The following is a 22,091-nucleotide window of genomic DNA, read 5'->3' as shown; positions in this document are numbered from 1 at the left end:
CGTTCAGGGATTGATCGACATGGGACGCGAAGCCGCGCCCGGCAGTTCGTCTGCGGGCGTGTCGACGCCCGGCGCGTGGGTCTGCAGCGAGCCGGGGGCGACCGCGGCGTGGGTCGGGTCGACGGGCACGCCGCCCTTCCTGGTCAGCGACTTGCCGTGCTCCGGCGAGGGCCACAGGCCGCGCGGGCGCACCAGCATGATGACGATCATGGCCAGCGCGATGAACAGCTGGCGCAGGATGGAAGCGTCGAGGCGGCCGTCGGTCAGCGACTGCAGCGGACCCGCCACGTAGCGCAGCACTTCGGGCAGCGCGGCCAGCAGGATGGCGCCCAGGATCACGCCGGGCAGGTGGCCGATGCCGCCGAGCACGACCATGGCCACGATCATCACCGACTCCATCAGGCTGAAGGACTCGGGCGACACGAAGCCCTGGAAGGCAGCGAACATCGCGCCGGAGACGCCGCCGAAGCTCGCGCCCATGCCGAAGGCCAGCAGCTTCATATTGCGGGTGTTGATGCCCATGGCCTTGGCGGCGATCTCGTCCTCGCGGATGGCCATCCAGGCGCGGCCGATGCGCGAGAGCTGCAGGCGGTGCGAGATGAGGATGGTGACCAGCACCAGCGCCAGGAACAGGTAATAGTAGAGCGTGACCGAGGAGATGGTGAAGCCGTCGAACTTCAGCGCCTTGCCCAGGTCGAGCCCCCAGAACTTGATCGAGTCGATCGAGGTGATGCCCTTCGGACCGTTGGTGATGTTCACCGGCTGGTCGAGGTTGTTCAGGAACACGCGGATGATTTCGCCGAAGCCGAGCGTCACGATGGCGAGGTAGTCGCCGCGCAGCTTGAGCGTGGGCGCCCCCAGCAGCACGCCGAGCACCGCCGCCAGCACGAAGGCCAGCGGTATCACGATCAGCAGCGAGGTGTGCATGCCGTTCGGGAAGGTGATCTTGAACCACTCGAAGGTCTCGGACAGGTGCGACGACCCCATCAGCGCGAAGAGGTAGGCCCCCACCGCGAAGAAGGCCACGTAGCCCAGGTCGAGCAGGCCGGCATAGCCGACCACGATGTTCAGGCCCAGGGCCAGCAGCACGTAGAGCAGTGCGATGTCGGCGATGCGTACCCAGGCGTTGCCTTGCATCTGCAGCAGCAGCGGCAGCGCGAGCACGGCGATGGCGCCGATGACGTAGAGGGCGAGGTTCTTGCTGTTCTTCATGATGGCAAGCTCCTCAGGCGCGGTCGGCCACGCGTTCGCCCAGCAGGCCCGAAGGACGCAGCGTGAGCATGGCGATCAGCACGATGAACGCGAAGATGTCGCTGTAGTTGCTGCCCAGCACCCCGCCGGTCAGCGTTCCGATGTAGCCCGAGCCGATGGCCTCGATGAGGCCCAGCAGGATGCCGCCGACCACCGCGCCGGCCAGGTTGCCGATGCCGCCGAACACGGCCGCCGTGAAGGCCTTCAGGCCGGGCAGGAAGCCCATGGCGTGCTGCGCGATGCCGTAGTTGGAGGCGTACATCACGCCGGCGATCGCCGCGAGCACCGCGCCGATGATGAAGGTGGCCGAGATGACCATGTCGGGGCGGATGCCCATGAGCGCGGCGACGCGCGGGTTCTCGGCAGTGGCGCGCATCGCGCGGCCGAGCTTGGTGTAGTTGACCAGCCACATGAGCACCACGAGCGAGAACGCCGTGACGCTGAGGATCATGACCTGGGTGGGCGAGATGACCGCACCGCCGAGGTGGATGGGGTCGGAAGGCAGGAGGGTGGGATACGCCTTGTTGGTCGGCTTCCAGATGATCATCGCCAGCGTCTGCAGCAGGATCGACATGCCGATGGCGGTGATGAGCGGCGCGAGCTTGGGGCTGTTGCGCAGCGGCCGATAGGCCACTTTCTCGATCACGAAGTTCAGGGTTGCCGCGACGACGCAGGCAATGATCAGCGCGATGAAGAGGATCAGCCATCCCGGTGTGTTGGGCATGCCGTCCTTCATGAGTCCGATGATGGTCCAGCTCGTGAGCGCCCCCACCATTAGCACTTCACCATGCGCAAAGTTGATCAGATTGATGATGCCGTACACCATTGTGTAGCCCAGGGCTATCAAGGCGTACATGCTGCCGAGAACCAGACCGTTGATGATCTGCTGCAGCAAAATGTCCATAACGCGATTTCCTATGTGTTGCACCGTTGGGGTGCCATTCACCCACCGGGTCACCGGTTTGGCGCCCCTGGCTTGACAAGCAAAAAACCAGCCAACATGTGTCGCCGGCGGATTTGTGGGCGGGATTGTAGTCACGCACCAGCGCCGATTCGGTGCGCGCGGACCGGGGTTTACCCGCTCACGTCATGCTGTATGCGCGTGGGGTCATGCACGCTTCGCGCACATGGTGCAACAGGGTATAGACGGCTGTATCAGCCCTTGGCTTCGTCGTTCCGGCGGCGAAGGTCGCGCAGCTTTTCCGCGATGCGGATTTCGAGTCCACGCTCCACCGGTTCGTAGAAGACCTGGCCTTCCAGGCCGTCGGGAAGGTAGCGCTCGCCGGCGGCGAAACCGCCCTCCTCGTCGTGCGCATAGCGGTAGCCCTTGCCGTAGTCGAGCTGCTTCATGAGCTTGGTCGGCGCATTGCGCAGGTGCATGGGCACCGGGCGCGTGGTGTCGGTCTTCACGAGGGCGCGTACCGCGTTGTAGGCCTTGTAGACGGCGTTCGACTTGGGCGCGATCGCGAGGTAGACCACGCACTCGGCCAGCGCCAGTTCGCCTTCCGGGGTACCCAGCCGCTCGTAGACCTCGGCGGCGTCGAGCGCCAGGCGCAGCGCGCGCGGATCGGCCAGGCCGATGTCTTCGCTGGCCATGCGCACCAGGCGGCGCGCCATGTAGCGCGGATCGGCGCCTCCGTCGAGCATGCGCACGAACCAGTAGAGCGCGGCATCGGGTTCGCTGCCGCGCACCGACTTGTGCAGCGCACTGATGGTGTCGTAGAACTGTTCGCCGCCCTTGTCGTAACGGCGCATGCGTTCGCCGAGCACGCGAAGCAGCCATTCGTCGGTGATGTGGTCGAGCTTCTCGGCGCGCGCGGCGACCGCAAGGGTTTCGAGCGTGTTGAGCAGCCGGCGGGCATCGCCGTCGGCATAGGCCACGAGGCGGTCGACCGCGGCGTCGTCGATGGCGGGCACGGCCTGTATGGCCTGCGCGCGCGCAACAATCTGCTTGAGGTTGCCTTCGTCGAGCGACTGCAGCACGTAGACGGCCGCGCGCGACAGCAGCGCCGAATTGACCTCGAACGAGGGGTTCTCGGTGGTCGCGCCGATGAAGGTGAAGAGGCCCGACTCCACGTGCGGCAGGAAGGCGTCCTGCTGGCTCTTGTTGAAGCGGTGCACCTCGTCGACGAAGACGATGGTGCGCTGCTGCGTGAGCCCGTCGCGCGCGGCAGTGGCGCGCTCGACCGCCTCGCGGATGTCCTTCACGCCGCCGAGCACCGCGCTGATGCTCAGGAACTGAGCGTCGAAGGCGTCGGCCATCAATCGCGCGATGGTGGTCTTGCCCGTGCCCGGCGGGCCCCACAGGATGCAGGAATGCGGCTGGCCCGACTCGAAGGCGATGCGCAGCGGCATGCCCGGGCCGAGCAGGTGCTGCTGGCCGATCACCTCGCCCAGGGTCTTGGGACGCAGGCGTTCGGCAAGGGGCTGGTGGGCTGAAGTGGCCAATCCGGTGGGCTTGCCTGTTTATGGATTACTGCTTGACGACGTCCGCGCCGGCCGGCGGCTTGAAGTCGAACACGCTGGCGGGCAGCGAGGGATTCACTTCGACCTTGCTGAACTTCAGCACCGAGCGCTGGCCGAAGCTGTCGAGGATCTCGAGCGCCGCCAGCGCATCGCCCTGGAAGCCGACCTGCACGCTCTGCAATTGGCCGTCCTTGTTCTTCGGCGTGGCCTTGACCCACTGCAGGCCGTCGCGGTCGGGCGCGGACTCCAGCGTGAAGTCGGCCTGCAGCGCCTTCAGGTCGGGCGCCGCAGCGATCAGCGCCGCGGGCGTGGAGCCCAATGCCTGCGCCTGCGCGCGCTGCGTGACCTGGTTCAGGTCGGCGTCGTAGAGCCACAGCGTCTTGCCATCGGCCACGATGCTCTGCGCGAAGGGCTTCTGGTAGTCGAACTTGAACTTGCCGGGGCGCTGGAATTCGAAGGTGCCGGCCGAGGTCTTGGTACGGCCCGGCTGGCCTTCACGCGCGGGCGCGGTGACGGTCTGGGTGAAGTCGGCGCGGCCGGACTTCACCGTCTTCACGAAGGTTTCGAGGCTGTCGAGCCCGCCCGCCCAGGCATTGACGGAACTCAGCAGGCCGATCAGTAGCCAGTGACGCAATTTCAATTTGGATTCCTCTGAATGGCTATGGCACCAGGCTTTCGACCCTACCCGCCGCGAATTGCGGCAGGTGTAGGCCTTGATGAAGATTTGCAATGCCGAAAGGCGCTTTTGCAAATTGCCTTTCAGCACGTAACCTGGGTGATCCGGGGCCTTGCGGCTGTCATTCGGCCGCGCGCGCGGGCACCAGGATCTCTCGCTGGCCGCTGCCGCTCATGGCGCTGACGAGGCCTGCCTTCTCCATGTCCTCGACGAGGCGGGCGGCGCGGTTGTAGCCGATCTTCAGGTGGCGCTGCACCAGCGAGATGCTGGCCTTGCGGTTCTTGAGCACCACTTCGACCGCCTGGTCGTACATCGGGTCCTTCTCGCCGTCGCCACCGCCACCGAGCAGGTCGCCGTCACCGTCGCCGTCGACCGTGCCGCCTTCGAGCACGCCTTCGATGTAGTCGGGCTCGCCCTGGCTCTTGAGGTAGGCCACCACGCGGTGCACTTCGTCGTCGCTGACGAAGGCGCCGTGCACGCGGATCGGCAGACCGGTGCCGCTGGGCATGTAGAGCATGTCGCCCATGCCGAGCAGCGCCTCGGCGCCCATCTGGTCGAGGATGGTGCGGCTGTCGATCTTGCTCGACACCTGGAAGGCGATGCGGGTCGGGATGTTGGCCTTGATCAGGCCGGTGATCACGTCCACGCTGGGGCGCTGGGTGGCGAGGATGAGGTGGATGCCGGCCGCGCGCGCCTTCTGCGCGAGACGGGCGATCAGCTCCTCGATCTTCTTGCCGACCACCATCATCAGGTCGGCCAGCTCGTCGATGACCACGACGATGTGCGGCTCGCGCTTGAGCGGCTCGGGATCGTCCGGCGTGAGGCTGAAGGGGTTGTAGATGAACTCCTCGCGTGCCTTGGCCTCATCGATCTTGGTGTTGTAGCCGGCCAGGTTACGCACGCCCAGCTTGCTCATGAGCTTGTAGCGGCGCTCCATCTCGGCCACGCACCAGTTCAGGCCGTGCGCGGCCTGGCGCATGTCGGTGACCACAGGCGCCAGCAGGTGCGGGATACCTTCGTAGACCGACATTTCGAGCATCTTCGGGTCGATCATGAGCAGGCGCACGTCGCGCGCCTCGGCCTTGTAGAGCAGCGACAGGATCATCGCGTTGATACCCACCGACTTGCCCGAGCCGGTGGTACCGGCCACCAGCACGTGCGGCATCTTCGCGAGGTCGGCCACCACGGGGTTGCCGATGATGTCCTTGCCGAGGCCCATGGTGAGCATCGACTTGCCTTCGTTGTAGACCTGCGAGCCCAGGATCTCGCTGAGCTTGATCGACTGGCGCTTGGCGTTCGGCAACTCGAGCGCCATGTAGTTCTTGCCGGGGATGGTCTCGACCACGCGGATCGAGACCAGCGAGAGCGAGCGCGCAAGGTCTTTCGCGAGGTTGACGATCTGCGAGCCCTTGACGCCGGTGGCGGGCTCGATCTCGTAGCGCGTGATGACGGGGCCCGGCGAGGCCAGCACCACGCGCACCTCGACGCCGAAGTCCTTGAGCTTCTTCTCGATCATGCGCGAGGTCATCTCGAGCGTGTCGGCGGAGACGGTTTCCTGGCGCGCCTGCGCGGGGTCGAGCAGGTCGACCTGCGGCAGCTTGCTGTCGGGCAGTTCGTTGAAAAGCGGCTTCTGGCGCTCCTTGACGACGCGGTCGCTGCGGGGCACTTCGGTCATCGCGGGCTCGATCTGCACCGGCGGCGATGGCGGGCGGCGCTTGGGGCGCGGCTCGATGAGGATTTCGTCATCGCCGCCGCCACCGCCACCACCGGCATAGGCGCCGGACGAAGGCGACAGCGAGGGCTCGGAACGGCCGGAGTCGGCGTCGCCGCGCGTGAAGCCGTGGTCGTCGGCCTCGGCGCGCTCGCGCGCGGCCTGCTTGCCCATGGCGATGTCGGCTGCGAGTTCGCGCTTTTCGCGGCGCGATTCGAAGAGCGAATAGAAGCGCGCGCCGATGCGCTCGGCGATCAGGCTCCAGGAGAAACGGAACACCAGCGCGGAGCCGATCACGCCGCCGGCGATGGCCACCAGCGCCGATCCGGTGAAGCCCATCCAGCGCACGCTGGCGGGACCGACCAGGTATCCCAGCGCACCGCCGCCAGAGCCTGGCAAGTGCGCTTCGAGCCGGTACAGCCGCGACCACTCGAGCACGGTACTCGCGCAAAGCAGCAGGATCAGGCCGAGCCAGAAGGCAAGGCGGCTGCGGTTGAAGCGCCCGCGCGGGGTTGCCTGTTCGGCCGCCGAGGGTTCGCCGCCGCGCAGCCAGTTGGCCAGCGAAGACAGCCAGGCGCGCAGCCCGGCGAAAAGGCACCACCAGACGGAATAGCCGGCGGCGTAGTAGCTGCCATCGGCCAGCCAGGCGCCGATGCGGCCGCCCCAGTTCTTGATTTCGCCCCCGGTGCCCGAGGTAGACCAGGCGGCATCGGAGGGCGTGAAGCTCAGCATCGAGAGCAGCCAGAACAGCAGCGCTGCGAATCCTGCGATCAGCGTGATCTCGTGGGCGAAGCGCATGGCGCGCACGCGCACGGGTTGCCCCTCGGCGGCAGAAGAAGATTGAAGCGTATTCAGCGAATAGGTCATGAAAAACACGGCGCCCGGTCCCTGTGAAGCGGGGCCGGATGCACGAACACTACAACAAAAGGCCGGGGCCGCCGTTACCAGCGGCCCCGGCCCTGGAGGCTCAGGCCAGAGACAGGAGCCGTTCCTTGACGATCATCGATCCGTCGTCCTGCGTCTGGACGAAACCGCGCTCTTCGAGATCCTTCATCACGCGGCTCACCATTTCGCGCGAGGCGCCGACCATCTTGGCCAGGTCCTGGCGGGAGATCTTGTCGCGCACCTTGAGATTTCCGGCGCCGTCCTCGATGGCGAATTCGAGCAGCGAGCGGGCCACGCGCCCGTAGACGTCCATCAGCGCCAGCGATTCGATCTTGCGGTCGGCATGGCGCAGGCGCTGCACGAGGCCGCGCATGATGTTGTACGCCATGGAAGAGTTCTCGGGCAGGCAGCGCGCAAAGGCGTCGCGGCCCAGCATGAGCACGTCGCACTGGATTTCGGTGCGCACGGTGGCCGAATGCGGCTCGTCGTCGATCAGGCTCATCTCGCCAAGATAGTCGCCGGGGTGCAGCGTGGCGAGGATGACCTCGCGTCCGCGGCTGTCGGCGCTGGTGACGCGCGCACGTCCGGTCAGGATGATGTAGAGCGCATCGGACTTCTTGCCCTGCTCCACAACGACTTCCGCGCGCTTGAAGCGCTTCTTGATGATCGCGTCCGCGATGCTAGCGGACTGCGTGGCCGTCAACGACGCGAACAATGGAACGCGCCGAAGCAATTCGAGGTTGGACAGCATCGACATTTATCAATCCCTGAGACAGCGGGCGGAGCAATCCAGAAAGCAGCAAGCCGATGGATTACTACAATCGCGCGCATTGAAAACACCGTTTACCCGGTGTTGAACCGGGCAGTGATACTCCATATATATCGCTACCACCCTGAAAATGTACACGCTGAAGCAGCGTCCATCCTAGGTTTTCTACTCATGTCCGCTCCCCAACACGCCAAGGTTTTGATTCTGGGCTCCGGCCCTGCCGGCTATACCGCCGCCGTCTATGCGGCACGCGCAAATCTGCAGCCACTGCTCATCACCGGCATCGCCCAGGGCGGACAGCTGATGACCACCACCGAGGTCGACAACTGGCCGGCCGACGTCCACGGCGTGCAGGGCCCCGACCTGATGCAGCGCTTCCTGGAGCATGCGGAGCGCTTCAAGACGCAGATCGTTTTCGACCACATCAACAAGGTCGACCTGAGCAAGCGCCCCTTCACCCTCACGGGCGACAGCGGCACCTACACCTGCGACGCGCTGATCATTGCCACCGGCGCTTCCGCGAAGTACCTGGGCCTCGACTCCGAACAGAAGTTCATGGGCCGCGGCGTTTCCGCGTGCGCGACGTGCGACGGCTTCTTCTACCGCGAGCAGGAGGTCTGCGTGATCGGCGGCGGCAACACGGCCGTCGAGGAAGCGCTCTACCTCGCCAACATCGCGAACAAGGTCACCCTGGTGCACCGCCGCGACAAGTTCCGCGCCGAGCCGATCCTGATCGACAAGGTCATGGAGAAGGTCGCCGAGGGCAAGATCGAACTGAAGCTGCACAACGAGCTCGACCAGGTGCTGGGCGACGACACGGGCGTGACGGGCATCCGCATCAAGAACACGCAGACCGGCGCCACCGAGCAGATCGACCTCAAGGGCTGCTTCATCGCCATCGGGCACCACCCCAATACCGACATCTTCCAGGGCCAGCTGGAGATGAAGGACAACTACATCCTGACCCGCTCCGGCCTGCAGGGCTTCGCCACGATGACCAGCATTCCGGGCGTTTTCGCCGCCGGCGACGTGCAGGACAACGTCTACCGCCAGGCCATCACCAGCGCCGGCACCGGCTGCATGGCCGCGCTCGACGCACAGCGCTTCCTGGAACAGGACGGCACGCTGTAACCACCGAGCCTCCAAAAGGGCTATAATCCAAGGCTTTGCCGAAACAGGGCTCTCCCACGAGCCGCGGCAAAGTCGGGGTACCGCCACCCGTTTTCTGGCGAGGTCAAGCTGCAAAACACCTGCGATCGCCCTGATTGCACCGGTGCCAGCTGTTCAAGAAAGAGTGTCCTCATGGCACGCGTATGCGACGTAACGGGCAAGGGCCCGATGGTCGGAAACAACGTTTCCCACGCCAACAACAAAACCAAGCGCCGGTTCCTGCCGAACCTGCAATACCGCCGTTTCTGGGTCGAAAGTGAAAACCGCTGGGTTCGCCTGCGTGTTTCGAGCGCCGCGCTGCGCCTGATCGACAAGAACGGTATCGACTCCGTGCTCGCAGACCTGCGCGCACGCGGCCAAGCCTAAGGAGCTGAATCATGGCAACGAGCAAAGGCGGACGCGAAAAGATCAAGCTGGAATCCACCGCGGGTACCGGCCACTTCTACACGACCAGCAAGAACAAGAAGACGATGCCTGAAAAGATGTCGATCATGAAGTTCGACCCCAAGGCGCGCAAGCACGTCGAATACAAGGAAATCAAGCTGAAGTAATTCGGCCCGGTTTCTCCAAATAGAAAACCCGCTGCAAACACAGCGGGTTTTTTATTGCCCGTCTATTTCGTATTTCGCCTTGCCTTCTTTTTCATTGGGGATTTGGCATCCTCAAGAATTCGACGGACATGAAAAAGCCGGCCCTCAGGCCGGCTTTTGTTCGGGGAAAGCTCCAGTTCGCGTCAGGCGCGAGCAGCGCGCAGACGGGTCGAGAAGTCGCGCAGACCGGCAATGCCGCTGGCTTCCGCACGATGGCACCAGGCAGCCAGATCAGCCGCCAGCTGCTCGCGCGACTGCGAAGTGTTGAGCCACAGCTGACGCAGCTCTTCGCGCATCGTGACCATCTTGTCGAGCACCGGGTGGGCGGCGCGAGCCTGCGAGACATGAGTGCGAGCCGATGCAGGCACCTTGTCGTCGTCGCGATGCAGCCAGCGCTTGGCGGCCTTGAGCACCGACAGGTCGGCACCCTTGTTCTTCAGGGCAGCCAGTTCCTGGCTGGTGGCGCGGCGCATTTCGCGCGCATAGCCGGCCATGACTTCGTAGCGGTTGGCGATGACGGCCTCGAGCGTCTTCTCGTTGGCCACGGGCTGGATGTCGCCCATGAGCATCTTCGGCGGCACCTTCTTGACCTTGGCCCAGCCCAGCTTCTGCAGAGCCTGGATGTAGATCCAGCCGATGTCGAACTCGTACTTCTTGACCGAGAACTTGGCCGAGGTGGGGTACGTGTGGTGGTTGTTGTGCAGCTCTTCGCCGCCGATGATCAGCCCCCAGGGCATGATGTTGCGGCTGGCGTCGGGCGCCTCGAAGTTGCGGTAGCCCCAGTAGTGGCCGATGCCGTTGATCACGCCGGCGGCGGTGATCGGGATCCAGAGCATCTGCACAGCCCACACCGCCATGCCGAGCGCGCCGAACAGCGCGAGGTTCAGGACCAGCATCAGGCCGACGCCCTGCCAGCTATAGCGGGAATACAGGTTGCGTTCGATCCAGTCATCGGGCGTGCCGTGACCGTAGCGCTCCATCGTTTCCTTGTTCTTCGACTCGGCGCGATACAGCTCGGCGCCGCGCCAGAGCACCTCTTCGATGCCCTTGACCTGCGGGCTGTGCGGGTCGTCCTGGGTTTCGCACTTGGCGTGGTGCTTGCGGTGGATCGCGACCCACTCCTTCGTCACCATGCCGGTGCCGATCCAGAGCCAGAAGCGGAAGAAATGCGACGGGATCGGGCCCAGATCCATGGCCCGGTGCGTTTGCGTGCGGTGCAGGAAGATCGTGACCGCGGCGATCGTGATGTGCGTGGTGGCGAGCGTGTAAAGCACGATCTGCCACCAGGTGAGATCCCAAAGGCCGTGTCCGAGCCATTCGATGGCCGCGTTGAGGACGGCGGAGTCAGGAAGCAACATTGAGTCAGGTACTCCATCATGGCCGCACGAAGGTGCAGCCTTCAGATAACCCACGATTTTAAGGTCCGAGGGCCTAGAACAAGCCCTTTAAACCTTCACGAAAAGCGCAGATTAACCCTAGTTTGGAGTCCGCCCTCTATTTGCGGTTCCAGGCCGCGGCGAAGAAACCGTCGGTCGAATGCAGGTGCGGCCAGAGCCGCAGATAGCGCCTGGCGCCCTCCCCGCCTGCGCACAGCGCCTCGAAACCCTCGACCTTGAGCCCCTGCAGCAATTCCGCCACATCCACGGGCGCGAAGTCGGGATTGGCGGCGCTGAAAGCCTCGGCGATGGCTTCGTTTTCCTCCGGCAGCACGCTGCAGGTGGCGTAAACGAGACGCCCGCCCGACTTCACCAGCCGCGCGGCGCTCTGCAGGATGGCTGCCTGCTTGACCGTCAACTCCTCTACCGACTTGGGCGACTGCCGCCATTTCAGGTCCGGATTGCGCCGCAGCGTTCCCAGCCCCGAACAGGGCGCGTCGACCAGCACGCGGTCGATCTTGCCCGCCAGCCGCTTGATCCGGTCGTCGCGCTCGTGGGCGATGGCGGCCGGATGAACGTTCGACAGCTTGCTGCGCGCCAGCCGCGGCTTGAGCGCGTCCAGCCGGTGCGCAGAGACGTCGAAGGCGTACAGCCGGCCGGTGTTGCGCATCGTCGCGCCGATGGCCAGCGTCTTGCCCCCGGCGCCGGCGCAGAAATCGACCACCATCTCGCCGCGCTTGGCGTCCAGCAGCAGGGCCAGCAGCTGGGAGCCCTCGTCCTGCACTTCGACGGCGCCCCGGGCAAAGGCGTCCAGCTTGGTCAGCGCCGGCTTGCCATCGATGCGCAGGCCCCATGGCGAAAAAGGTGTCGCTTCCGATTTGATAGCAGCCAGCGCAAGCTCCGCCTTTACATCCGCGCGCTTGTCGGTCAACGCATTGACGCGCAGATCGAGCGGGGCGGGCTGCTGCAGGGCCTCGACCAGCGGCCAGAAGCCGTCGCCGAGCTGCGCCTTCAGCGGCGCTACCAGCCATTCGGGGAGGTTGTGGCGATGACGCTCCAGCAGGTCGTCGGGCCTGACGGCGTCGCAGTTGTCGAGCCAGCGCTTCTCGGTGTCGTTGAGCGCGCTCTTCAGGAAGTCGCGCGGGCCATGGAAGCCCAAGATCGCCATCCGACGCTCCTTCGAGCCGCTGCCCGAGGGCGAGAGGTGATCGAAAAGCAGCTTCTTGCGAAGCACGGTGTAGACGGTTTCGGCAAGCGTCGCGCGCTCGCGCGGGCCGAACTCGCGGTGGTCGCGGAAGAACCGGGACACGACCTGGTCGGCGGGGTGATCGAACTTCAGGACGAGGCCGACCAGATCGGCGGCGGCCTCCAACAGGGCTTTGGGATGCATCCCCCGATTGTCTCAGCCGCGGGGAACCCGGCCCGAAAGCCTAGGCGTCGCGCACCCAGACCGCCCCGAAAGCCTCGCGCTCGATGTCTTCCAGCTTCGGCGAATGGCCAGCCCACAGCACCAGCGCGGCGCCCGGCAGCGTGAGCGTCTGCTCCAGCTGGCGGCAGAGGTTCCAGCGGTCCTCGTCATCGAGCCCCGGCAGCTCGACGAACACGATGTAGGCGCGGCGCCACGGAAATTCGCGCAGGTTCTTGCGCACCAGCCAGGCACGGGAGGCAGGCAGGCAGCGCACCAGGTCGGCACGCAGTTCGCCCAGTTCATAGTCGTTGAGGTCGTGCCGCGAGATCTGGCTGAAGAACGGCGTACCGGTGATCTCCTCCCATGCGCGCGTCTCGGCCTCCTCCGCCTCCTTGAGGCGGCCGCGCCACAGCTTCAGCGCTTCTTCGTCGTGCGGACCGGCGTCCGGGTCTTCGAGAGAGGCCACGGCGCTCTTGGCGGCCCACCAGCGGCTGGCCGCGCCGGAGCCGTGCAGCCGCTCGAGCACCGCGAGCCGCGCCTCGCGGTCGCTGGCCGGCAGCATCTGGGCCAGTCCTCGCAGCGCGCCGGGGTGCTCGGGGGCGATCCGCAGCGCGCTTTCGTAACGCACGCGCACGGGGGCGGACGGGTCGAGCCGCCGCTCGGAATCGGCCCATTCGACCATTTCGTCCGGCGTGTTTCGCTCGCCGCGCGCGGCCAGCACCGCGATGCGCTCGCGGATGCGCGAGCGGTGCGCGTGATGCTGCTTCCAGTCGGCAGCGTGTGCGCGGCGCCACTGGCTGTCGAAATGCGCGATCCATTTCTTGCGGTCGACCAGCATTTCGAGCGCCGGGCGCATCGACCACTCGGGCATGGCCGCCTTCTGCCCCAGCGCCTCCAGCCGGTCGCGCAAGACCGGATGGGTGTCCTCCAGGTCGCTTACACGGCGCATCGCCTCGCGCAGCGCCTGGCGGGCGAAGTCGTCGTCGGGCGGCGTGCGCACGCGCTTGCGCAGCGCCTCGAAGGGCCCCGGCGGCATCGGCTCGTGCTCGGCACGGGCCCAGTGCCAGGGCCAGAACTCGTTGGCGTACCAGTTGGCCTTGATGGCGATCTCGGTCAGCGCGGCTCCCGCCACCGGCGCCCCCAGCAGGCGGCCCGAGATGCGGTCGGCCTCGTATTCGTCCTGGCGGGCCAGCGCGAAGGTCTTGGCCGCGAAGCGCGGAAAGTACCAGCGGAAGAACGCCTGAGAGAACAGCGCCATCACGCCCTCGTTGCGCTGCAGGCTGGCGTCCAGCTTGAGCCAAGACAGCCGCGTGCGGTAGATCCAGGCGCTCAGCCGCCCGTGGTTGCCGCGCAGGTGGCCGTACTCGTGGGCCAGTACCGACAGCAGCCGCCGCCGGTCGAGCATCATCAGCAGCGGCAGTCCGATGCTCAGCGAATTGACAGCGCCACCGAAGAGTCCGAAGCGCGGCACCTGCCGGATGCTGGCGTTGAAGTCGTCGTCGAGGTAGACGTGGTGGACCGGCGGCCCCTTGATCCGGGCACGGATGCGGTCAAGTGCCTCGAAGAGCGCCGGGGCGTCTTCGCGATGGAGTTCGATGCCTTCCGGCTCGTCGAAGCGCACCCAGAGCGCGCGCAGCGTCGCCCACAGAAGTCCCAGCGCAAACAGCAACAGCCAGCCTCGCGTGAAGTTGAAGCGCACCTCCCCGATCGAGGCAAGCACCCAGGCGATGATGCCCACCGACAGCCCGAGGCAGCCCAGCACCCAGAGGTAGCCGAGCGCGGCAAAGGCCGCGACGCTGCGCCGGTAGCGCGCGCTGTCGTCCGCACTGGCATGCTCGCTCAGTCGAACCAGGTGAACAAAATCAGCGCGATCCATCCGACTCCAGTCAAATCAAGCCCGCCAGTTTTTTTTGAAGAAAGGCAAGCCGCCGTTGAACGACGAAGACCTCCCTCCCCTGATCGAAACGCCTCCCGGCCGCTACCGCCACTACAAGGGCGGCGAATACGAAGTGCTCGGCACCGTGCGCCACAGCGAGACGCTGGAGCCGATGACGCTCTACCGGGCCCTGTACGGCGCGCACGGCCTCTGGGTCCGGCCGGCCGCGATGTTCGGCGAAACCATCGAGATAGACGGCGTCGCCCGCAGAAGATTCACACCGATCTAGCCAGTCAGGCTGCGCAAGCCCATCCTGCCTGGACGGGTTGCTACCTTTTTCGCAGCAACCCGGACGAGGGTCAGCCGCAGCGGACGTCCGTCACGCGGTTGCGGGCATCGACGTCCAGATTGAGCCGCCCGCCGTTGAGTTCCATCGTGGTCACTTCGCCCGGCTTCAGCACTCTCACGGTGCCGGCGCCCGAACGCACGCGTGCTGCGGCCTCGAGCTGGGGCGTCACCGGCTGTCCGATGGCAAAGCGGGCGCCGTCCGCATTGCACTGGTACACCGGCTCCGGCGGCGGAGCCGGAGGTGCGGCGGGGGCTGGCGCGGGCGCCGGAGCTGCACAGCCCGCCATCAGGGCGGCGCCGGCAAGCGCCAGCAGCAACGATTGGTTCTTCACTTTCTGGACTCCCGAAAACCCGCGAATATAAACAACTTTACTCATTGTGACGCGATGTATCCGACAGCCAGCCGGCGATGGCTCGCGGATACAACAGATGCTCCTGCGCGAGCACCCGTGCGGCCAGCGTGGCGGCCGTGTCGTCCGGCAGCACCGGCACCGCGGCCTGGGCCAGGATCGGCCCGTGATCGAGTTCATTTGTAACCTGGTGCACCGTCACGCCGGCCACCTTGCAGCCCGCCTCGATGGCGCGCTGGTGCGTATTCAGGCCTGGAAACGCCGGCAGCAGCGAGGGATGGATGTTCACCAGACGGCCCGCATAGCGGCCGACGAAGCCCGGCGTCAGGATGCGCATGAAGCCCGCCAGCACCACCAGCGCCGGTGCGTAACCGTCGACCACCTTCGCCAGCGCCTCGTCGAAGGCCTCGCGGGTGGCGAAATCCTTGTGCGGGACCACCGCGGTGTCGATGCCCTGGGCCCTGGCGATCGCCAGCCCGCCGGCCTCGGCCTTGTTGCTCACCACGGCGGCAATGCGCGCGCCGTAGCGCTCGGCCCAGCGGTCGCGCCCGGCGGCGCGCACGATGGCCTCCATGTTGGAGCCGCCGCCGGAGATCAGGATCACGATGTTCTTCATTGGAGGCGGGATTATCCGTGGCGCGCCACTTGTCGCCGCGCGGACACCGCATCACAGCACGACCGTGCTAAAACTCGTGGTTCCGGAGACACACCGCGTCTGCGGTGGACCGATCAACACAGCGAGGCACGCATGGATTTGAGCTTCACACCCGAAGAACAGAAGTTCCGCGAAGAAGTTCGCGCATGGGTCAAGGACAACCTCCCCAAGGAGATTTCGCACAAGGTGCACAACGCGCTCGAGCTGACGCGCGACGATCTGCAAGGCTGGGCCAAGATCCTCGGCAAGAAGGGCTGGCTGGGCTACGGCTGGCCGAAGGAATTCGGCGGCCCGGGCTGGACCGCCGTCCAGCGCCACCTGTTCGAGGAAGAAACCGCACTGGCCGGCGCGCCGCGCATCGTGCCGTTCGGCCCGGTGATGGTTGCCCCGGTCATCATGGCCTTCGGCAACGCCGAGCAGCAGAAGCGCTTCCTGCCCGGCATCGCCAGCGGCGAAGTCTGGTGGAGCCAGGGCTACAGCGAACCGGGTTCGGGCTCCGACCTGGCATCGCTGAAGACCAAGGCCGAGCGAAAGGGCGACAAGTACATCGTCAACGGCCAGAAGACCTGGACCACCCTCGGCCAGTACGGCGACTGGATGTTCAACCTGGTTCGCACCAGCAGCGAGGGCAAGCCCCAGACCGGCATCAGCTTCCTGCTGCTGGACATGAAGTCGCCCGGCGTCACCGTGCGCCCGATCAAGCTGCTCGACGGCGGCCATGAAGTCAACGAAGTGTTCTTCGACAACGTCGAAGTGCCCGCCGAGAACCTGATCGGCGAGGAGAACAAGGGCTGGACCTACGCCAAGCACCTGCTCTCGCACGAGCGCACCAACATCGCCGACGTGAACCGCGCCAAGCGCGAGCTCGAGCGGCTCAAGCGCATCGCCAAGAGCGAAGGCGTCTACGAAGACCAGCGCTTCCGCGACGAGATCGCCAAGCTCGAGGTCGACATCGTCGCGCTCGAGATGATGGTGCTGCGCGTGCTCTCAGCCGCCACCTCGGGCAAGAACTCGCTGGACGTGGCGGGCCTGCTCAAGATCCGGGGCAGCGAGATTCAGCAGCGCTACAGCGAACTGATGATGCTGGCCGGCGGCGCCTACTCGCTGCCACTGATCCGCGAGGCGATGGAAGCCGGCTGGCAGGGCAATTTCCCTGGCGGCAACCCGGCGCTCGCGCCGCTGGCGTCGACCTTCTTCAACATGCGCAAGACCACCATCTACGGTGGCAGCAACGAAGTGCAACGCAACATCGTCGCGCAGACGGTTCTGGGCTGAGGAGACAACGAGCATGGACTTCAATTTCACCGACGACCAGGAACAGCTGCGCGACGCCGTGCGCAAGTGGATCGACAAGGGCTACGACTTCGAGCGCCGCCGCGGCATCGAGGCCAAGGGCGGCTTCTCGCGCGAGGCCTGGGACGAACTGGCCGAGCTTGGCCTGGGCGGCCTCTACATCAGCGAGGACGACGGTGGCCTGGGCATGGGCCCGGTCGCGGGCATGGTCGTCATGGAAGAACTGGGCCGCGGCATCGTGCTGGAGCCCTTCGCGCAGACGCTGATCGCCGGGGCAGTGCTCAGCGGCTACGCCGGTGCCGACACCAAGGAAAGCTGGCTGCCGCGCATCGCGGGCGGCCAGGCCATCGTGGTGCTGGCCTACCAGGAACGAAAGGCGCGCTATCGCCTCGACGTGTGCGAGGCCCATGCTGCCAAGGCTGGCAGCGGCTGGTCGCTGACCGGCTCCAAGAGCGTGGTGCCCGTGGGCGACGAAGCCGATGCCTTCCTGGTGCCGGCCAAGGTCGACGGCAAGATCGCCCTCTTCCTGGTCGAGCGCAGCGCCAGCGGCGTGGAAGCGCGCGGCTACGGCACGCAGGACGGCTCCCGTGCCGCCGAGGTCGTGTTCGACAAGGCCGACGCCACGCTGGTGACGCTCGACGGCCTGGCCGCACTCGAATACGCGGTGGACGTCGGCATCGCCGCCCTCTGCGCCGAAGGCGTGGGCGTGATGGACAAGACCGTCGACCTCACCGTCGAATACCTGAACCAGCGCAAGCAGTTCGGCGTGGTCATCTCCAGCTTCCAGGCGCTGCGCCACCGCGTCGCCGACATGAAGATGCAGCTGGAGCTAGCCCGCTCGATGAGCTACTACGCCACGCTCAAGCTCAACGCCCCGGCCGACGAACGCCGCCAGGCGCTGGCCCGCGCCAAGTACCAGCTCGGCGTGTCGATGCGCTACATCGCCGCGAACTCGGTGCAGCTGCACGGCGGCATCGGCGTGACCGACGAGTACATCGGCAGCCACTACTTCCGCAAGCTCACGCAGATGGAAATGACCTTCGGCGACACGCTGCACCACCTGGGCGAGGTCTCCGCCCGCATGCAGGACACCGCCGGCGTCTTCGCCTAGGACAAGGCTCGCGCCCAGGCTGCGCGCACTTCGTGTCGCTGCGCCAGCCACCTACCGGGGGCAACACCTGCGGCCCGGCAAAGCCAAGCCGGTTCCGCGGTGTTCCGCTAGCATCCAACGCCCGCCCGCCTTTGCGCTGGCGGGCGTTTTCACTTGGCCCCTCACTCCAGGACCCCAGGAACGAAACATGCAGACTCGCCGCTCTCTTCTGGTCGCCATGGCCGCAGGAACCACCACCGCGATGCTGACCGCCTGCGCCACCTCCCCCACGCCTTCCTACACCGAGCGCCCGCCCATCGTGTTCATGCACGGCAACGGCGACTCGGCCGCGCTCTGGCAGACGACGATCTGGCGCTTCGAATCGAATGGCTGGCCGCGCGAGCGGCTGTTCGCGGTCGACCAGCCCAACCCGGTCGCGCGCGACGACGACGCCGTGGCGCAACCCGGGCGCAGCTCGACCGGCGAATCGGCCGTGTTCCTCAAGGCCGAGGTCGACAAGGTGCTGAAGGCCACCGGCGCGAGCAAGGTGGTGCTGATCGGCAACTCGCGCGGCGGCAACACCATCCGCAACTATGTGCAGAACGGCGGCGGCGCTGCGGTCGTGAGCCACGTGGTGCTGGGCGGCAACCCCGCGCACGGCATCTGGGCGGTGAAGGGCTTGCGCGAGAACAACGAGTTCTCGGGACTCTCGGGCTTCATGCAGCAGCTCAATGCGCCGAAGGGCCCGAACGGCGAAGAAGTCACGCCCGGCGTGAAATGGCTGACGCTGCGCTCCGACAACAACGACAAGTACGCCCAGCCCGACGGCGTGTGGATCGGCGCGCCCGGCAAGCCGACCAACATCGGCTTCGACGGACCGGCGCTCAAGGGCGCGACCAACATCGCGCTGCCGCGCGTCGACCACCGCGAGACTTCGTTCTCGCCCGCCGCCTTCGCCGCGACCTGGCAGTTCCTGACCGGACAGGCGCCGCGCACCACCGAGGTGGCTCCGGAGGCGAATGTCGTGCTCAACGGCCGCGCGCTCGGCGCCGAGAACCTCGCGTTGAACGGCGCGACGGTGACCGTCTACACGGTCGACCCCGCCAGCGGCGCACGGCTCGGCGAGGCGGTCTTCACCAAGTCGATCGGCGCCGACGGCCGCTGGGGCCCCTTCAAGGCACGCGGCGACGCGGCCTACGAATTCGTGCTGGCCACGCCCAGCTACGGCACCACCCACATCTACCGCAGCCCCTTCCCGCGCAGCAGCGGCGTGGTGAACCTGCGGCCCGAGCGCGTCACGCCGGCCGACGGCAGCGCCGGCGCGGTCGTCGTCTTCACGCGGCCGCGCGGCTACTTCGACGCGCAGCGCGACACCATGCGCTTCGACGGCCAGAGCCCGCCGGCGGGCGTGCCGCCCAAAGGCTCGGGCGTGTCGAGTTCGCGGCTGCGCGTCGCGGCCGCCGAGCCGCAGCGCCCGGTGACGGGCGAGTTCAACGGCGAGCGCCTCACCGGCCTGACCTGGCCGGCGGCGAAGGAGCACGTCACGGTGCTCGAACTGACTTACTGAGCGAGGCAAGGGCAGGTCATGACCGACAGCACCGACTCCCCTTTCATCCTGCAGTCGCGCGACGAGCGCGGCGTGGTCACGCTGACGCTGAACCGGCCGGCCGCGTTCAACGCGCTCTGCGAAGGCATGCTCGGCGCGCTCGAGCAGGCGCTGGGCGAAGTCGCCGCCGACGGCAGCGTGCGCGCGGTGGTCATCGCCGGGGCCGGCAAGGCCTTCTGCGCCGGCCACGACCTGAAGGAAATGCGCGCAGCCCCTTCGCTCGACTATTACGAACAGCTGTTCGAGCGCTGCGGCGCGATGATGCTGTCGATCCAGAAGCTGCCCGTGCCGGTGATCGCGCGCGTGCACGGCATCGCGACGGCGGCGGGCTGCCAGCTGGTCGCGGTCTGCGACCTGGCGGTGGCTTCGAGCGACGCGCGCTTCGCGGTCAGCGGGGTGAACGTAGGCCTCTTCTGCGCCACGCCGAGCGTCACGCTCTCGCGCAACCTCGGGCGCAAGGAAGCTTTCGAGATGCTGGTGACGGGTGAATTCATCAGCGCGCAGGAGGCGCGCGAGAAGGGCCTGATCAACCGCGTGGCGCCGCCGGAAGAGCTGGATGCGGCGGTCGAATCGCTGGTCGCCAGCATCGTCGCCAAGCCCCGCACGGCCCTCGCGCTGGGCAAGGCCCTGTTCTACCGCCAGCTCGAAACCGGCATCGAGGCCGCACTGGCCGACGCCAGCCAGACCATGGCCTGCAACATGATGGACGAGAGCGCGCTGGAGGGCGTGCAGGCCTTCATCGAGAAGCGCCCGCCGGCCTGGAAACGCTGAGAGCGCCGGTCAGCTAGGAATCGTGCAGCCGCGAGCTCTGCGGCAGGTGCGCCATCAGGAACTCCATCTGGTCGGCCAGGATGCGCCTGTTTCGCAGGATGAAGTCTTCCCAGAGGCTGGGCACGTAGGGGGCATACAGCAGCGGCATGCCGGCCTGCTCGGGCGTGCGGCTGCTCTTGCGGTGGTTGCAGGGCCTGCAGGCCGTGACCACGTTCATCCAGGTGTCGATGCCCCGCTGGGCGAAGGGGATGATGTGCTCGCGCGTGAGTTCGTCCTCGTGGAAGTGGCCGCCGCAATAGGCGCAGATGTTGCGGTCGCGCGCAAAGAGCTTGCTGTTGGTGAGGCCGGGGCGCAGCGCGAAGGGGTTGATGCGGGGCACGCCCTTGGTGCCGATGATGCTGTTGATCGCGATCTGCGACTGCTCGCCGGTGATCGCGTTGTGGCCGCCACGGAACACCGCCACCTGCGCACCCACTTCCCAGCGGACTTCGTCCGCGGCGTAGTGGATCACCGCCTGTTCCAGCGAAATCCATGACTGGGGCAGCCCTTGGGCCGACAGCTTCAAGACCTTCACACACGCCTCCTCGAAAAGGGAGAGAACACGGAAAGACCAGGGACACGGAGCGCGTTGCGGGCCCACGCCGATCGACGCGCTGCGTCACAATATACCGGCTTTGTGACAAATCGGCCTGATTCGCCCATTAGACGGGCGGAAGGCGCTATCAAAAAGATACTCACCGATGCAGGTTTTTCGTGGCTTCCGGCATCCTGGCGTAGCCCCCGCCTGCGCCCTGACCATTGGCAATTTCGACGGCGTGCACCGTGGCCACCAGGCCATGCTCGCACTGTTGCAGACCGAGGCCCGCCAGCGCGGGCTGCCGAGCTGCGTGCTCACCTTCGAGCCCCATCCGCGCGACTATTTCGCCGCCGTCACCAAGAAACCCGACCTGGCGCCGGCGCGCATCGGCACCCTGCGCGACAAGCTCAGCGAGCTGGCCGCCTGCGGCGTGGCGCAGACCATCGTGCTGCCCTTCGACGCCCGGCTGGCCTCGCAGTCGCCCGAGGAATTCATCCAGAACGTGCTGATCGACGGCCTGGGCGCGCGCTACGTGCTGGTGGGCGACGACTTCCGCTTCGGCGCCAAGCGGGCCGGCGACTACGCCATGCTCGACGCGGCCGGCGACGCCCACGGCTTCGACGTGGCCCGCATGAACAGCTACGAGGTGCACGGCCTGCGGGTTTCCAGCTCCGCCGTGCGCGAGGCCTTGGCCGAAGGCCGCATGGCCGATGCCCACACCCTGCTGGGGCGTCCGTACACCATCTCGGGCCACGTGGTCCACGGCCGCAAGCTGGGCCGGGCGCTCGGGGCTTCGGCGCCTGGCAAGGACGACGGCTTTCGCACCCTCAACCTGCGCTTCAAGCACTGGAAGCCGGCCGCCAGCGGCATCTTCGCGGTGCTGGTGCACGGCCTGTCCGAAGAGCCGCTGCCGGGCGTGGCCAACCTGGGCGTGCGCCCTTCGCTGGACGCCAACGACGTCAACGCCGGGCGGGTGCTGCTCGAAACCCATTGCCTGGAGTGGCCCTCGCATCTGGGTGCCGAAGGGGCCTACGGTAAAATCGTCCGCGTGGAACTCCTGCACAAACTGCACGACGAATTGCGCTACACCAGCCTCGAAGCCCTCACCGCGGGCATCGCGAAGGATGGCCGCGACGCTCGCGCGTTCTTCGCATCGACCCACGCCGAAACCCACCGCCAGACCACGCGCGACCGAATTTAGCCCTGCACGCCCCGTGCTGCCG

At 66.5% G+C, this 22,091-nt stretch carries 21 protein-coding genes; 9 read left to right on the top strand and 12 right to left on the bottom strand.

The features are described 5' to 3' along the window. Window positions 1-3: 3 nt before the first annotated feature. The 6 genes from ABL844_RS07235 to ABL844_RS07210 form a co-directional block, all read right to left on the bottom strand. Window positions 4-1,212: a branched-chain amino acid ABC transporter permease gene (locus ABL844_RS07235; protein WP_418130874.1), complete on the bottom strand. Its 1,209-nt coding sequence runs from the start codon at window positions 1,210-1,212 to the stop codon at window positions 4-6. A 13-nt stretch (window positions 1,213-1,225) separates the two neighbouring features. Beyond that, complete coding sequence (locus ABL844_RS07230) at window positions 1,226-2,155, bottom strand: branched-chain amino acid ABC transporter permease (protein WP_019654264.1); 930 nt, start codon at window positions 2,153-2,155, stop codon at window positions 1,226-1,228. Window positions 2,156-2,406: 251 nt separating this feature from the next. After that, window positions 2,407-3,699, bottom strand: a complete 1,293-nt coding sequence (locus ABL844_RS07225) for a replication-associated recombination protein A (RefSeq protein ID WP_418130873.1) — start codon at window positions 3,697-3,699, stop codon at window positions 2,407-2,409. Window positions 3,700-3,724: 25 nt separating this feature from the next. Further along, a complete protein-coding gene (lolA, locus tag ABL844_RS07220) occupies window positions 3,725-4,357 on the bottom strand; it encodes an outer membrane lipoprotein chaperone LolA (protein WP_176668072.1) in 633 nt (210 codons plus the stop codon). Window positions 4,358-4,514: 157 nt separating this feature from the next. Then, on the bottom strand, window positions 4,515-6,971 hold the full coding sequence (locus ABL844_RS07215; RefSeq protein WP_418130872.1) for a DNA translocase FtsK: 2,457 nt from the start codon (window positions 6,969-6,971) through the stop codon (window positions 4,515-4,517). 100 nt (window positions 6,972-7,071) lie between these two features. Next, window positions 7,072-7,746 carry a Crp/Fnr family transcriptional regulator gene (locus ABL844_RS07210; RefSeq protein ID WP_126023131.1) on the bottom strand — a complete coding sequence of 225 codons (675 nt, stop codon included), beginning with the start codon at window positions 7,744-7,746 and terminating at the stop codon, window positions 7,072-7,074. A 183-nt stretch (window positions 7,747-7,929) separates the two neighbouring features. Between ABL844_RS07210 and trxB the strand changes: the two genes are divergently transcribed. The 3 genes from trxB (at window position 7,930) to rpmG (ending at window position 9,479) form a co-directional block, all read left to right on the top strand. Then, a complete protein-coding gene (gene trxB, locus ABL844_RS07205) occupies window positions 7,930-8,889 on the top strand; it encodes a thioredoxin-disulfide reductase (RefSeq protein WP_126023130.1) in 960 nt (319 codons plus the stop codon). A gap of 171 nt (window positions 8,890-9,060) precedes the next feature. Continuing rightward, entirely contained in the window at window positions 9,061-9,294 is a 234-nt protein-coding gene (gene rpmB, locus ABL844_RS07200) for a 50S ribosomal protein L28 (RefSeq protein ID WP_019654270.1), read from the top strand. A gap of 11 nt (window positions 9,295-9,305) precedes the next feature. Continuing rightward, a complete protein-coding gene (gene rpmG / locus ABL844_RS07195) occupies window positions 9,306-9,479 on the top strand; it encodes a 50S ribosomal protein L33 (protein ID WP_007830291.1) in 174 nt (57 codons plus the stop codon). Between the two features lie 182 nt (window positions 9,480-9,661). On the opposite strand, the gene ABL844_RS07190 is transcribed toward rpmG, so the two are convergent. From ABL844_RS07190 to ABL844_RS07180, 3 genes are all read right to left on the bottom strand, one after another. Next, a complete protein-coding gene (locus tag ABL844_RS07190; protein ID WP_126023129.1) occupies window positions 9,662-10,876 on the bottom strand; it encodes a fatty acid desaturase in 1,215 nt (404 codons plus the stop codon). A 136-nt stretch (window positions 10,877-11,012) separates the two neighbouring features. After that, window positions 11,013-12,284 carry an RsmB/NOP family class I SAM-dependent RNA methyltransferase gene (locus ABL844_RS07185; RefSeq protein WP_369659357.1) on the bottom strand — a complete coding sequence of 424 codons (1,272 nt, stop codon included), beginning with the start codon at window positions 12,282-12,284 and terminating at the stop codon, window positions 11,013-11,015. Window positions 12,285-12,324: 40 nt separating this feature from the next. Beyond that, window positions 12,325-14,178 (bottom strand): M48 family metallopeptidase, encoded by a 1,854-nt coding sequence (locus ABL844_RS07180; protein ID WP_126023127.1) that lies wholly within the window; start codon window positions 14,176-14,178, stop codon window positions 12,325-12,327. 55 nt (window positions 14,179-14,233) lie between these two features. On the opposite strand from ABL844_RS07180, the gene ABL844_RS07175 reads away from it, so the two are divergent. Beyond that, window positions 14,234-14,467 carry a DUF1653 domain-containing protein gene (locus ABL844_RS07175; RefSeq protein ID WP_418130871.1) on the top strand — a complete coding sequence of 78 codons (234 nt, stop codon included), beginning with the start codon at window positions 14,234-14,236 and terminating at the stop codon, window positions 14,465-14,467. A gap of 70 nt (window positions 14,468-14,537) precedes the next feature. Here ABL844_RS07175 and ABL844_RS07170 read toward each other — a convergent pair whose 3' ends face one another. Together ABL844_RS07170 and purN are read right to left on the bottom strand one after the other, a co-directional pair. Beyond that, window positions 14,538-14,858 (bottom strand): I78 family peptidase inhibitor, encoded by a 321-nt coding sequence (locus ABL844_RS07170; RefSeq protein WP_184635304.1) that lies wholly within the window; start codon window positions 14,856-14,858, stop codon window positions 14,538-14,540. A 37-nt stretch (window positions 14,859-14,895) separates the two neighbouring features. Further along, on the bottom strand, window positions 14,896-15,492 hold the full coding sequence (gene purN, locus ABL844_RS07165; protein ID WP_126023124.1) for a phosphoribosylglycinamide formyltransferase: 597 nt from the start codon (window positions 15,490-15,492) through the stop codon (window positions 14,896-14,898). 132 nt (window positions 15,493-15,624) lie between these two features. Here purN and ABL844_RS07160 point away from each other — a divergent pair, with 132 nt between their 5' ends. The 4 genes from ABL844_RS07160 to ABL844_RS07145 all read left to right on the top strand — a co-directional run bounded on the left by ABL844_RS07160 (window position 15,625) and on the right by ABL844_RS07145 (window position 20,291). Next, complete coding sequence (locus ABL844_RS07160; RefSeq protein WP_184635302.1) at window positions 15,625-16,806, top strand: acyl-CoA dehydrogenase family protein; 1,182 nt, start codon at window positions 15,625-15,627, stop codon at window positions 16,804-16,806. A gap of 13 nt (window positions 16,807-16,819) precedes the next feature. Then, window positions 16,820-17,935 (top strand): acyl-CoA dehydrogenase family protein, encoded by a 1,116-nt coding sequence (locus tag ABL844_RS07155; RefSeq protein ID WP_418130870.1) that lies wholly within the window; start codon window positions 16,820-16,822, stop codon window positions 17,933-17,935. Between the two features lie 187 nt (window positions 17,936-18,122). Beyond that, window positions 18,123-19,481 carry an alpha/beta fold hydrolase gene (locus tag ABL844_RS07150; protein ID WP_418130869.1) on the top strand — a complete coding sequence of 453 codons (1,359 nt, stop codon included), beginning with the start codon at window positions 18,123-18,125 and terminating at the stop codon, window positions 19,479-19,481. A gap of 18 nt (window positions 19,482-19,499) precedes the next feature. Then, window positions 19,500-20,291, top strand: coding sequence for an enoyl-CoA hydratase (locus ABL844_RS07145; protein WP_418130868.1), 792 nt, complete (start codon window positions 19,500-19,502; stop codon window positions 20,289-20,291). A gap of 13 nt (window positions 20,292-20,304) precedes the next feature. On the opposite strand, the gene ABL844_RS07140 is transcribed toward ABL844_RS07145, so the two are convergent. Further along, the gene (locus ABL844_RS07140; protein ID WP_019654281.1) at window positions 20,305-20,865 is read right to left on the bottom strand and encodes an HNH endonuclease; all 561 of its coding nucleotides are present in this window, start codon (window positions 20,863-20,865) and stop codon (window positions 20,305-20,307) included. Window positions 20,866-21,031: 166 nt separating this feature from the next. Between ABL844_RS07140 and ABL844_RS07135 the strand changes: the two genes are divergently transcribed. Beyond that, complete coding sequence (locus tag ABL844_RS07135; RefSeq protein ID WP_184635294.1) at window positions 21,032-22,069, top strand: bifunctional riboflavin kinase/FAD synthetase; 1,038 nt, start codon at window positions 21,032-21,034, stop codon at window positions 22,067-22,069. Window positions 22,070-22,091: the final 22 nt, after the last annotated feature.

It is taken from the genome of Variovorax sp. 278MFTsu5.1 (genome assembly GCF_048305045.1).
GTDB classification, from domain to species: Bacteria; Pseudomonadota; Gammaproteobacteria; order Burkholderiales; family Burkholderiaceae_C; genus Variovorax; species Variovorax guangxiensis.
This window is presented reverse-complemented; position numbering and strand designations above follow the sequence as displayed.